Annotated in this window: 9 protein-coding genes; 3 read left to right on the plus strand and 6 right to left on the minus strand. The window is 62.7% G+C overall.

Annotated features, from left to right (window positions below):
- Nucleotides 1–313: 313 nt before the first annotated feature.
- Together BXU06_RS17890 and BXU06_RS17895 are read left to right on the plus strand one after the other, a co-directional pair.
- Nucleotides 314–472, plus strand: a complete 159-nt coding sequence (locus tag BXU06_RS17890; RefSeq protein WP_216352464.1) for a DNA-binding protein — start codon at nucleotides 314–316, stop codon at nucleotides 470–472.
- On the plus strand, nucleotides 469–618 hold the full coding sequence (locus tag BXU06_RS17895) for an addiction module antidote protein (protein WP_216352465.1): 150 nt from the start codon (nucleotides 469–471) through the stop codon (nucleotides 616–618). The genes BXU06_RS17890 and BXU06_RS17895 overlap by 4 nt, the downstream gene beginning before the upstream one ends.
- 282 nt (nucleotides 619–900) lie before the next feature.
- Here BXU06_RS17895 and BXU06_RS11600 read toward each other — a convergent pair whose 3' ends face one another.
- From BXU06_RS11600 to BXU06_RS17720, 6 genes are all read right to left on the minus strand, one after another.
- Nucleotides 901–2,307: an esterase-like activity of phytase family protein gene (locus BXU06_RS11600; protein ID WP_077299697.1), complete on the minus strand. Its 1,407-nt coding sequence runs from the start codon at nucleotides 2,305–2,307 to the stop codon at nucleotides 901–903.
- Between the two features lie 314 nt (nucleotides 2,308–2,621).
- Nucleotides 2,622–3,974 (minus strand): aldehyde dehydrogenase family protein, encoded by a 1,353-nt coding sequence (locus BXU06_RS11605; protein ID WP_077299699.1) that lies wholly within the window; start codon nucleotides 3,972–3,974, stop codon nucleotides 2,622–2,624.
- Between the two features lie 126 nt (nucleotides 3,975–4,100).
- Nucleotides 4,101–5,273, minus strand: a complete 1,173-nt coding sequence (locus tag BXU06_RS11610) for a nitronate monooxygenase family protein (protein ID WP_077302837.1) — start codon at nucleotides 5,271–5,273, stop codon at nucleotides 4,101–4,103.
- Between the two features lie 290 nt (nucleotides 5,274–5,563).
- The gene (locus BXU06_RS11615; RefSeq protein WP_077299700.1) at nucleotides 5,564–8,023 is read right to left on the minus strand and encodes a hypothetical protein; all 2,460 of its coding nucleotides are present in this window, start codon (nucleotides 8,021–8,023) and stop codon (nucleotides 5,564–5,566) included.
- A gap of 165 nt (nucleotides 8,024–8,188) precedes the next feature.
- Nucleotides 8,189–9,826 carry a methyl-accepting chemotaxis protein gene (locus BXU06_RS11620; RefSeq protein WP_171982204.1) on the minus strand — a complete coding sequence of 546 codons (1,638 nt, stop codon included), beginning with the start codon at nucleotides 9,824–9,826 and terminating at the stop codon, nucleotides 8,189–8,191.
- Nucleotides 9,827–10,175: 349 nt separating this feature from the next.
- Entirely contained in the window at nucleotides 10,176–10,313 is a 138-nt protein-coding gene (locus BXU06_RS17720; protein ID WP_171982205.1) for a hypothetical protein, read from the minus strand.
- A 305-nt stretch (nucleotides 10,314–10,618) separates the two neighbouring features.
- On the opposite strand from BXU06_RS17720, the gene BXU06_RS11625 reads away from it, so the two are divergent.
- Nucleotides 10,619–12,226 carry a methyl-accepting chemotaxis protein gene (locus BXU06_RS11625; protein ID WP_077299704.1) on the plus strand — a complete coding sequence of 536 codons (1,608 nt, stop codon included), beginning with the start codon at nucleotides 10,619–10,621 and terminating at the stop codon, nucleotides 12,224–12,226.
- Nucleotides 12,227–12,233 lie beyond the last annotated feature (7 nt).

The following is a 12,233-nucleotide window of genomic DNA, read 5'->3' on the forward strand; positions in this document are numbered from 1 at the left end:
TTTCCAGCTCGCTCCGCCAGTCGCGCCTAGCCGTCGTTCTCCCCGTGTGGCGCGCCGCCGAGCATCGCAGGAAGTCAGGGGGCAGTCCGCCACGGCTAAGCGGCGGCGCAGCCGACGCGCCATTCCGTGGCGGCCCTGACTTTCGAGAAGCGCAGGGCACCGACAAATCGACGCAGGACAAGGACATCAAGGCTGCGCAAGAGCTGGTGCGACAAGTGTAAAAACTCAGAGCAAGACCACGGTAGAAATTCAGACAAGATCACGTTAAAGCGGCACAAAAACTGTGTGCGGCAACGGTAATGGAGAGGCCATCATGGGAACGATGAAACTGCGCAAGTGGGACACGGTTGAATACCTCAAGACTGAGGAAGACATGGTGCAGTACCTGCAAGCCTGCATGGATGAGGCGGGCGACGATGCCGCCTTCATCGCGGCGGGGCGCTGGGCAACATTGCCCGTGCGCGTGGCATGAGCCAGCTCGCCAAGGACACGGGCCTGGCGCGCGAAGGCCTCTACAAGACGCTATCTGGTGAAGTCAGTCCGAACTTCGGCACCATTCTGAAGGTCATGCACGCGCTGGGCCTCAAACTGCAACCGCAAGCCGTCACCCACGTCTGACCCCTGGCTCACGCTTGTGCGCTATGGAGTCTGGGCATTATCGGTTGCCCGGAATGCCCGCAGAACATAAAGCCGTCACAAACAGCCCCGTGGGAGATGTCTCACGGGGCTGTTTTTCGCTGATGCAAAAGCATTTGACAGTCAGCGCCCCATAAACCCCATCTTTTTCTTCCGCTCCTGAATCCGCAATGCTTCGGCTATCGATTTGCACACGCTCCCCCTGCCAATCAGGCCCCACGCGCAGCGCAGCACCTGAACGCCAAGGGGTTTTGTAAGCAGCGCTCAACGCAACGGTCGGGCAAACTTCAGCAGCCACAGCTGGGTGGCGCGTTCATGCGGTTCATTCGGTGTAATCCGGTAGCGCGCCGCGTCCACCGGCTGGCTTTTGGGAAACGCCTCACGGTCGTCGGCGTTGCTGGTCATGCCAAAATCGTTGTCGTTGATCACCGCCAGCGTGTCGCGGCCAATCACGGCCAGGCCTTCGGCTTTTTCGGCCTGCCAGCCGTAGTCGTGCAGGTCCAGCAAGCGGGTTTTCTCGATCATCCGCACCCCGGCGGCGCGCAGTTGGGCGCGGTCGCTGGCAAACTCCAGCGGCTTGCCGTCCACCGTCAGCGCATCAATCGGCGTGGCCCGGCTGATGTCCAGGGTGTACAGCACGTTGCGCATCACCTTGTTGGCCCCCTTGCCCTGTTCAATCAGGGCAAAGCGGCCCTGGCCCAGCGCCACCAGATCGCCAATCTTGGCGTCGCCCGACTTGGCATAAGCGCCATCGGCACCGTTGTCGGGGCGGCGTTCGGCCACGTCGTGCGGGTAGGCAAAGGTGCGGCTGGTGCGGCTGCGCGGGTCGTATTCCACCAGACGCAAAAAGCGGGCATCGTGGCGCTTGCTGCGCGCCTGCTTGTCGTCAGGCCGGGCCGGGTCGGGAATGTCATCCAGCGTGCTTTGCACCATGGCGTACACCTTGCCGTCGGCCACCGCCACGCCTTCAAAGCCCCGGTTGGGCTGACGATACTGAATGATGTCTGGCAGGCCGGCACCGGGTGCGGCCAGGTCGATCAACTGTCCGGTTTTCGGTTCAATCCGCGCCAGAAACGGGCCATACTCGTCGCTGATCCACCACTTGCCTTCGGCGTCGAGGTCAATGCCTTCCGGGTCCAGCCCGCCAGGATCGCCGGCCAGCGGCTCCAGGCAGGCATTCACCGCCTGCTCGCCGGTGGAGCCCACCATGCCAGCCGGCAGCGGCAGCCCGGTAATCAGCGCGCCATTGGGGTGGCGAAATGGCTGCACAGCGGTCAGCCGGGTCCCTTTGGCATCCACGCGCAAGTACGCCGCCTGCGGGGTGTAGTCCGGCACGGCAAAGGTTTTGCCGTTTTTGCCCAGCCCAGCCGGCACATCGCCATTTGGCCCCCGGTCGGTCAGCGTCAGCAGGGTCAGCCCTTTGGCGTCCTGCTTGAGCAGACGCAGCCCGGAGCCGATGCCCAGTGGAAAGCCGTGTGGAAACGCCTGCGGCAGCGCGGTGTGTTGTCCGGCGCATACCTTGCCCAGCGCCACAAACGCCTGAGGCGGCACGGTCACCACATGACGGTCAATCCGGCTTAGCGCGGCGTCGCCGGGCTGAGCAGCGGGCAGGCCGGCCCACACCGGGGCGCAGAGGGCAAACAGGGAGGCAAGAACAGGGGTCAGGCGCATGGTTTGGAGTCCTGGAACAGCGGAGGGAATACCCGGCAGTGTAGCGCGAAGAAGTCACCAGAAGATGACAGCGCCCGTGGGCGAGCGCTTGGGGACGGGCGGATTTATTCAGAAAAATCGTTTTTGCCAAAAGCAAAACCCAGCAAAATCAACCCCCTGGATTCCCGCCTTCGCGGGAATGACGATTTTTTCAGCGTATGCTTAGGAAAACGCGGATTTATTCAGAAAAATCGTTTCTGCCAAAAGCAAAACCCAGCAAAATCAACCCTCTGGATTCCTGCCTTCGCGGGAATAACGATTTTTTCAGTGTCTCTTCAGCGCTGCCAGTAGGTTTTAACGTTGACGAACTCATACAAGCCAAACTCGGACAACTCGCGGCCATAGCCCGACGCCTTCACTCCGCCAAACGGCAGGCGCAAATCCGAGCTGGTATGGCGGTTGATGAACACACTGCCCACTTCCAGCTCGGCGGCCAGTGCCTGGGCGCGGTCGAGGTCGGCGCTGTACAGGCTGGCCCCCAGGCCAAACGGGGTATCGTTGGCCAGGCGGATGGCGTCGGCGTCGGATTGGGCGCGCAGCACGGTGGCCACCGGGCCAAAGGTTTCTTCGCGCCACACCCGGCATGCCGGGGTCACCTGGTCCAGCACGGTGGCCGGGTAGAAAAACCCCGGCCCGTCTGGCAGTTCGCCGCCCAGCAGGCAACGCGCACCGTGCGCCACGGCGTCGCACACCTGTTCGTGCAGCGCGGTGCGCAGATCGGCGCGGGCCAGCGGGGCCAGGGTGGTGTCGGGGTCCAGCGGGTTGCCGGGTTGCTGGCGGCGGGCGGCGGCCAGAAACGCCTGCAGGAACGCCTCGGCAATATCCGGCACCACAATCATCCGCTTGGCGGCGTTGCACGACTGGCCAGCATCGCGAAAACGCGAATGGGCGGCTTCTTCGGCGGCCAGGGCAATATCGGCATCGGCCAGCACAATGCACGGATTGCTGCCGCCCAGCTCCAGCACGCTTTTCTTGATATGCCGCCCGGCCAGCTCGGCCATCCGGCTGCCGGTGCGGGTGGAGCCGGTAAACGCCACGGCGTCGCAGCGGATAATGGCGTGCTCCACCAGCGGGGTGTCGATCCAGGCCATGTCCAGCGCGTCGATGCCCGCTTCGCGCACCAGCTCCAGCAGGCGCTGGCTGGTTTGCGGCACCGAGGGAGCCGGCTTGACCAGACAGCCATTGCCCGCCGCCAGCGCCGGTACGGCAAACCGCAGCACCTGCCACACCGGGTAGTTCCACGGCATCACCGCCAGCACCAGCCCCAGCGGCTCGAAGCTGACACCAGAGCGGCTGGCCAGGGTGGGGATTTCCTGCGCGGCCAGCAGTTGCGGGGCCAGCTCGGCATAGTAGTGGCACAGCTTGGCGGATTTTTCCACCTCGGCCTGGCACTCGCCAATCAGCTTGCCCACCTCGCTGGAAATCAGCCTGGCCAGCTCGTCGCGGTGGGCCAGCAGCTGCTGGCTCAACGCCAGCAGCGTGGCACAGCGCACCGCCACCGACTGACGCCGCCAGTGCAGCTGGGCGGCACGCAGGGCGTCGAGATGGTGGTCAAGTTGCGCCGGCGTCCAGGCCGGGCGGGTAAAAAACACGGCACCAGTGGCCGGGTTGCAGCTTACAAAGGTCATGGGAAGGAGCATAAAGCAAAGCGGCTGGGCGTGCAGCCATGTTTAATAAATTAAACAACTGCCCACGGCCAGACGCTTGTGGAGGAGTGGGGGCCAGCCAGCATCACGGCGGCCCCGTGGTTCAGGTCAGGCGCTGGCCAGATTGGCCGGCTTCACCCCGGTCAGCAGGTAATCCATCAATTCTTTCACGCTGCGAATGGCCGGGCCAAACGGCAGGGTTTCCGAGCCCCGGAAAAACAGCCCCTTGCCCACTTCGCCGCGAAACGCCGACGACAGCTTCAAGTCAATGCAAAACTGCCCCACCTTGGACAAGCCATCGCGCAGCCCGCACACACTCAGGCAATCCAGCCCCTGGGTACAGCGCTTGGGGTCGGCTTTGGCGTTGGCCTGCAAAATGGTTTCACGCTTGAGGTAGCTTTTCAGGAACGGCGTCATCACCCCGCGTGCCGGCAGGCCGGCCACGCTCATAAATTCGACAATGTCTTCCGGCTTGGCGTCAGCCAGCACCTTTTTGAAGTTGGGGTGGGCGTCGCCTTCTTCGGTCACGGCAAACGCCGTACCCACCTGCACCGCCGCCGCGCCCCAGCCCAGATAGGTTTTCACCTTTTCATAGCTGTTCACCCCGCCGGCCACGATCAGCGGAATCTTTTCCCGTTCCAGCCCCAGGGTTTTGAACAGCTCGAAGGTTTCTTCCAGCACCCGGCTGAACTCGAAACGCTCGTGGTCGATGTCTTCTTTTTTTGCCGCGCCCAGATGGCCACCCGCGTACTTGGGATGCTCGATCACAATGGCGTCGGGCAGGCGGTTTTTCTTCATCCAGCGCTTGATCACAATGCTGATGCCGCGCGCTTCGGACAAAATGGGCAGCAGCGCCACATCCGGGTAGCCCTGCACCATTTCCGGCAAATCCAGCGGCAGGCCAGCACCCATGGTAATGGCCTGCGCGCCAGATTCGCACGCCTGGCGCACGTAAGCGGCGTGGGAATCCACCGCCTTCATCACATTCACCGACACCATGCCGTGACCCTCGGCCAGCGCCAGCGCCAGCTTGACTTCGCGGTCCAGCGCAATCAGGTTCAGCCGGTCGTAATCGGCCTGCTGGGTAAACTTGGCCGACTCTTCCACCAGATCAGCGTGCAGATGGCGCAAATCGACACTGGCAATCGTCCCCACCCCGCCCAGCCGCGCCACCGTGCCAGCCAGACGATGCGCCGACACGCCAACGCCCATCCCCCCTTGCACGATGGGCTGCAGGGTGTGGCCTTTGATAATCAGGGGAGGAAAAGCGTGCTCGGTCATGGTGGCAATCTGGCTCAAAAAGGAAGTCGCAAGTGTGGCCGTCGTGGCCGGGAGGTGCGTTGACGTGTATCAACACAGCGGACAGATTATAAGGTGACCGGGGTGAGAAGTCTCAATTGATCGATTGTTTGAGATTGGCCAAGCCAGAAGGGGACGTATTGGCAGAAAACCAGGCTCAACGTAGCAGCCCCCAACTCAGGCGGAAACCCTTGCCCCCAGTGCCAGCGTGGTGCCAGACCAGGCCAATGCCGGCAGCGGATGCGTCGTGGCATCGTTTGCCGCTATCTGCGTTACATGGCCGCGAAAGATTCTGCCCACCAGGTGGTGAACTCCGGGGTGTCGCGGATAGGGTCGAGAGCGGCGTCAGTGCGTAGATGGTCTTCAGTCGGCAAAGTGCCGTGTGCCTGGCAAGTGCGCAGCCAGCGGATGGCGTCGGCGGGGTGGTGCTGGCATGCGGCGACACAGGCCAGATTGTAGGCGGCTTTGCCGGGATACTGGGACTCGGCTTGCTGCAACAGCGTTTTCGCCTGGCGCAGCAATGCGACCGCCTCGTCTGGGTGCTCGTGATGGATGGCGTGATGTTCGTGCAACAGCGCAACGCTCCAGTTGTAGGCCGCCTCATGCATGTCCGGCTTGATCGCCAGCGCCTGGGCGTAGCGCTCGCCCGCTTGCTGCCAAAAAGCCCGCGCTGCCGGCAGATCGCTGGCCGCCAGTGCTTGGGCTTCATGATGCAGCGCAATGCCCCAGTTGTTGGCCGCATCATGATAGTCCGGCTTGATCGCCAGCGCCTGGGCGTAGCGTTCACCCGTTTGCCGCCACAAGGCCTGCGCCGCCGGCAGATCGCTGGCCGCCAGCGCTTGGGCTTCCTGTGCCAGTGCAGCGCCCCAGTTGTTGGCCGCATCATGATAGTCCGGCTTGATCGCCAGCGCCTGGGCGTAGCGTTCACCCGTTTGCCGCCACAAGGCCTGCGCCGCCGGCAGATCGCTGGCCGCCAGCGCTTGGGCTTCCTGTGCCAGTACCCAGCCCCAGTTGTTGGCCGCATCATACATGTCCGGCTTGATCGCCAGCGCCTGGGCGTAACGCTCGCCCGCTTGCTGCCAAAAGGCCCGCGCCGCCGGCAGATCGCTGGCCGCCAGTGCTTGGGCTTCATGATGCAGCGCAATGCCCCAGTTGTTGGCCGCATCATGATAGTCCGGCTTGATCGCCAGCGCCTGGGCATAGCGCTCTCCCGCTTGCCGCCACAAGGCCCGCGCCGCCGGCAGATCGCTGGCCACCAGCGCTTGGGCTTCCTGCGCCAGTGCCAGGCCCCAGTTGTTGGCCGCCTCATGCTTGTCCGGCTTGATCTTCAGCGCTTGGGCGTAGCGTTCACCCGCTTGCCGCCACAAGGCCCGCGCCGCCGGCAGATCGCTGGCCATCAGGGCGTGGGCTTCATCATCCAGCGTCACACCCCAGTTGTAGGCCGCCTCATGCTTGTCTTTCTTGACCTCCAGCGCTTGGGTATAGCACTCGCCCGCTTGTTTCCATCGCGCCTGCGCGGCAGATAGATCGCTCTTCTCGGCCAAAGACTGCGCTTCATCAGCCAGCGCATCGCCTTTTTCCACCCATGCCCAGCTTTGCACGTCTGGATCAGCGGAGTGTTGTAGCGCGCTTACCCCACTGGTCAGGTAAGCATCCAGGTCTTGGCTGGGATGTGCGGGTGAACTTTGCTCAGCGGTATCCGCTTTGAGCAATGCTTCAGCCCGATCCAGCTGGCGGCGGGTTTGCTTGAGCCAATCGATGCCGTTTGGCTCGTCGCGATAGTAGGGTGTGTTATTTTGCTTGCCGTCTTGAATAAACTCGGCAATCGGGGCCAGTTGCTCGCGCAGATGGGCAAATGGCTGGTCAAGCAGCGTCGGCGGCCAGGCGTCCATTTCCAGCGCCAGCTTCATGAAAAAGTGGTCAGCACCTTCGGGGTGATGCACATGAAAGGCGTAGCGTTCTGGTGTAAACAGTTCAGCCAGATGCGGTTTGGGCGCGGGCTGGGTGCTGATCCAGTACAGCCCACACTCATGGCGTTCGGCTTGAATCAGCGCCAGCAGAGGGTCGGCTTCGCCGCTATAGCCGACCACAATCCACAACCGCCGTTCGCGGGCGTGGTCGAACACGGGCTTGAGTTCCGGGGCGTGCTGCGCCAGTTCGTCCGGGTTATTAAGCAGCCTAAAGCCGTTGCGCTGGCCGTGCAGGTGAAACACCGCTAGGTCGGGCAGCTCGGCCATGCGCATCTGTGTGGGGTGAAAAGCAGTGAGGTCGTACACCGCCGGGAACACATTCACCAGCGCGCAGGCGCGGGTGATGAGCTGGTCGAAATTGGTGGTTAGCACGCGGTCGAGGCATTTGTGTTTAAGCAATTGCGCCAGGCCGATATGCGCCCAGTTGATTTTTGAACGGTCAATATAGCCCTTGAGCAGAGTGTTGCGATGATCGCGGGAAAGCGCTTGCATGCACAGGTTGTAATTGGGACTGAGCTGGCCGCATTCAGCCGCTTTCTTTTGGGCGCGATTCCAGGCTTGGGGAAACAGCCCCCGAATATCGTCAATGATGCCGCCGGCCAAGGGGATGCCCCCGGAGACCGAACAGCCAGCACCAATCAGCACGGTGGCGCGGCCCTCGCTGCTGCGCAGGTCTTCGGCCAGGTCGGCAAAGCTGCGTTGAGCGGGGACGGGCAGTGGCGAAAGCGCGGGGGTGGGCGAGGCGGGCTTAGCGGAGGTCATGATGGCAGTGGCAGCGGGGCGGGCAATGCCATCAGGATGGAAGGAGTCACGGCGGGCGTCAAGGGGCGGGGGGGGGGAGTGCGTCGCCCGTTGGTGTAACCCACCCTCGCCAGCGTAAGCGGTCAGTGCGACACCCGGCCATGTCGGGCATCGTACCTGGCGCGCTCAGCCCAACCGGAAATGCGCCACTTCCCGGTCCAGCCGGGTCACCACGCCCAGCAGAGAGGCGGCGGTGTGGGCCGAGCCACGGGCGGCCGCGCCAAACTGTTCGGCGGCGCTGGCCACCCGCTCAACATGGCTGCCGATATGGCGGGCGGCGTGGGTTTGTTCTTCCAGCGCGGCAATCAGCCCGTCCAGTTCCTGGCGGGTTTCGCCGGCCCCCTGGCGCAGTTCGCGCAGCGGGGTGAGCAGCTCGCGCACCAAGGTGACGCCAAAGGTGACCACATGCTCGCCCTGCAGCAGGTTGGCGGCGGCCAGCTGGGTTTGTTTCTGGATGGTCTGAATGGTCTGGTCAATTTCCTGCGTGGCGCGGGTGGTGTGTTCGGCCAGCTTGCGCACTTCGTCGGCCACCACGGCAAAGCCGCGCCCCTGCTCGCCGGCGCGGGCGGCTTCGATTGAGGCATTCAGCGCCAGCAGGTTGGTCTGGTCGGCAATGTCGTTGATTACGCTGACAATCCGGCCAATTTCGCTGGTTTTATTGGCCAGCGCGGCCACGTCCTGCGCCGAGCTGTCGATGGTGTCGATCATTTTATTGATTTCGCTGGCGGCCTCGCCCAGCAGCTGGTCGCTGCGGCTGGCCAGCTGTTCCGAGCGTTCGGCCACTTTCAGCACCCGCAGCGACGCGCCGGACAATGATTCGATATTGCCGCTGAGCTGTTCCACGGCAACGGCCATGGAGGCGGTGGCGCTGCCTTGTTCCACCGCACCGGCGGCAATCTGCTCGCAGGAAATCGACAGCTCGCGGGCAGCCTGGGTCACGTCCTGGGTGGCACCGGAAATATTGCCCACCAGATTGCGCAGGCTGTGGCGCATGCCGGCCAGCCGGCCCAGCAGGCTTTTGCTGTCGCCAGGGCGGGCGGGTACGGCGTGGGCCAGGTCGCCGTCGGCAATGCGCGACACCGCCTCACCGGCAGTGCGCGGGTCGCCGCCCAGCGGGCGGGTGACGCTGCGGATAATCCACAGGCCAATGATGCCAGCCAGCAGCAGCGCCAGCGAGGTCAGGGTCAGCAGGGTGGTTTCCAGCTGGCTGGCCTGCTGCTCTGCCTGCTGGCCGCCGCTGACAAACAGCTGTTCCTGCAGGTGCAGAAAGCGGTCCATCTCCTGCATATAACGCTCCATGGCCGGCAAGCCCTGGCGCTGGAACAGGTCACGCGCCAGCGGGGCCTGGCCAACGTCGATCAGCTCAATCACCTTGCCGCTGACTTCAACAAACTGCTCGCGCGCCTGGCGCACCTTCACCAGCAACGCCTTGCCTTCCGGACGGTAAACCAGGGTGTCCAGTTCAGCCAGGTTGGCGGTAATCACCCGGGCGCGCTCGGGGCGGGCCTGTTTGAATGCCTCCACCAGGTCGGGGCGGTCTTCTTCCACCAGCACGTATAGCTCGCGCGCCACGGCATTGAGCCGCGAGGTGATTTGATTGGCCAGGCTGACCTTGCGCGCATCCAGCCGCACCATGCGGTCGATGGTTTTGCGGTTTTGGTCCAGGCCATTCAGGCCAAGCCCGGCCAGGATGAGCAATAACCCCATCAGCAGCACAATTCCCAGGCTAACGCGTTGCAATAAGCTCAGGCGTGTTTGATTCATGGCGGGGCCTTTCTTCATATTGATTCAATCCTGGCCGAGTACACTGGGCCAGCGGTAAAACTTGGCGATAAAAAACCGGCCCATGACAGGAGCCGGTCCATGAGGTCGGCCTACCGATTCAAAACCAGGCAAGCAGACCAGTCAAGAAACATTCTGCGCACGCTTCATATGCAGGCCAGCATGCCAGGAATTTCGGTCGCGTGAATGGCCGGATCAGCGCGGGGTCACGCCCAGCCAGGGCGGGCCAAGCCGAGGAAGTTGTCGTATGTGTTAGGAACACGCTGATTTATTCAGAAAAATCGGTTTTGCCAAAAGCAAAACCCAGAATGACGATTTTTTCAGCGTGTCCTTAGCGGGCGGAAGAGGCTGGCGGGGTGAGCTGCTGGCACACCTGGGCCAGTTCGTGGCGCAAGGTGTGCATGGTCTGGGTGAGTTGCTGCAACTTCAGGGTAATGCGCTGGGCACAAAACGGAGCATGCAGGTTCATCGCGGGTTTCCTCACGGTGGCAGAAGATCAAGTGGTTCAGTGTTTGCTTGATGGCGCAGGCTTGGCTAGCCAGGCACGGGCAGTTGGCGCGGTCCCGATGGCGGCAGTGTTGCAGGCCAATATTGCAATGCAATGAAAAAGCTCAACCATCTAGAAATATCGTAATGAGCCGTGTCAGCCTGGCCACCGGGCGGGAGAAACGCAATCTGCGCATGAAGATGCGTGATCCCGCTACCACTGTCACAGGAACTCAGTAAATCTACGCTATTAATAATGTATCCAGCCATGAATCAAGTGATTACAAAATGAAACTCTCTCTCAAATTGGCCTGCATCGTGCTGGCCGCCGCCCTCGGCCTGTTGCTGTTATCGGCCTATTCGCTCTATGTGCTGCGCGACAATATGGTGGAAGAGCGCAAAGCGTCCGTCCATATGCATTTGCGCATGGTGGCCAACCAGATTGCCCAGTTTCAGGCAGCAGAAAAATCCGGGGCATTAAACCGGGACGAGGCGCAAAAGCAGGCGGCGCAAGCCATTCGTGCCTTGCGCCATGAAGGGGATTATTTCTTTCTGCGCAACACTGCCGGCCTGTCGATTGTGCATCCGGACAAGCGCAAGGAAGGCAAAACCGACGGTGCCGGTACCCTGCCGGATGGCCGCCCCACCATGCAGGGTTATCTGGATGTGCTGGCCAAGGCCGATTTTGGCTACGTGCCGCTGATGACCAAGCGTCCTGGTGGCGAAGTGGAAGTGCCCAAAATCAACGGCGTGATCCGCATCGACGGCTGGGACTGGATTTTGGGCACCGGGGTGTTTCTGGACGATGTGGACCGGGTATTCTGGCAACGGGCCGGGCAGTTCTTGCTGATTGGCGTGGCGGTGCTGGCGCTGGTGGTGGGCCTGGCGGCCTGGCTGGCGCGTGAAATTTACCGCACCCTGGGTGGTGAACCGGGGTACGCGGCAGAAGTAGCCAGCCGGATTGCCAGCGGCAACCTTAGCCAGCCCATCCACACCGAGCGGGACGACAGCCTGCTGGGTGCCATGGCGCGGATGCAGGGCAGTTTGTCGGCCATGGTCACCACCATCCAGTCCGGTGCCGCCCAGCTTAACCAGTCGGCGCTGGACATCAACCAGGAAATGCAGCAGATGAGCGAAATGGCGCACGCCTCGTCGGAGGCCACCCTGTCCACCACGGCGGCGATTCAGCAGTTGTCCAATAGCGTGCTGCAAATTTCGGAAAACGCCCAGCAAACCCAGCTGCATTCGTCACGCGCCAGCCACCTGGCGGAAGAAGGCGAGGTGCTGGTCAGCGATGCCGCCCAGTGCATTGGCCTGGTGGCGCATCAGCTGGAACAGGCGTCTGGCCAGATTGCCTCGCTGGACAAGCGCGCCAGCGACATTGGCGGCATTGCCAATGTGATCAAAGACATTGCCGACCAGACCAATCTGCTGGCGCTGAATGCCGCCATTGAAGCCGCCCGCGCTGGCGAACAAGGCCGGGGCTTTGCCGTGGTGGCCGATGAAGTGCGCAAGCTGGCCGAGCGCACCACCACCGCCACCAGCCAGATTGCCCAGATGATTCAGGCGGTGCAAGACGACACCCATCACGTGGTGGCCAGCATGCAAACCGCCGCACCACAGGTGGACAGCAGCGTGAACAAGGCCCGCTCGGCAGCGCAGGCGCTGCAGGAAATCCGCGCTGGGGCGTCGCTGGCGCTGGACAATATCCGCGACGTAGCCCATTCCACCCAGGAGCAAAGCGCCGCCAACCACAGCGTGGCCGACCATATCGAGCGGATTGCCTCGATGGTGGAAACCTCGGCCAGCGCGGCGCGCAATGCCCAGCACAATGCCGGGCGGCTGGAAGCGCTGGCCAAAGAACTCAATCAGGCGGTGGCGCGCTTCACCGTGTAAGCCTGGT

Source organism: Aquaspirillum sp. LM1, from assembly GCF_002002905.1.
Lineage (GTDB): Bacteria > Pseudomonadota > Gammaproteobacteria > Burkholderiales > Aquaspirillaceae > Rivihabitans.

Coding starts and splice junctions, on each gene's coding strand:
- BXU06_RS17890 (WP_216352464.1), top strand. CDS start 314: ATGGGAACGATGAAACTGCGCAAGTGGGACACGGTTGAATACCTCAAG.
- BXU06_RS17895 (WP_216352465.1), top strand. CDS start 469: ATGAGCCAGCTCGCCAAGGACACGGGCCTGGCGCGCGAAGGCCTCTAC.
- BXU06_RS11600 (WP_077299697.1), bottom strand. CDS start 2,307: ATGCGCCTGACCCCTGTTCTTGCCTCCCTGTTTGCCCTCTGCGCCCCG.
- BXU06_RS11605 (WP_077299699.1), bottom strand. CDS start 3,974: ATGACCTTTGTAAGCTGCAACCCGGCCACTGGTGCCGTGTTTTTTACC.
- BXU06_RS11610 (WP_077302837.1), bottom strand. CDS start 5,273: ATGACCGAGCACGCTTTTCCTCCCCTGATTATCAAAGGCCACACCCTG.
- BXU06_RS11615 (WP_077299700.1), bottom strand. CDS start 8,023: ATGACCTCCGCTAAGCCCGCCTCGCCCACCCCCGCGCTTTCGCCACTG.
- BXU06_RS11620 (WP_171982204.1), bottom strand. CDS start 9,826: ATGAATCAAACACGCCTGAGCTTATTGCAACGCGTTAGCCTGGGAATT.
- BXU06_RS17720 (WP_171982205.1), bottom strand. CDS start 10,313: ATGAACCTGCATGCTCCGTTTTGTGCCCAGCGCATTACCCTGAAGTTG.
- BXU06_RS11625 (WP_077299704.1), top strand. CDS start 10,619: ATGAAACTCTCTCTCAAATTGGCCTGCATCGTGCTGGCCGCCGCCCTC.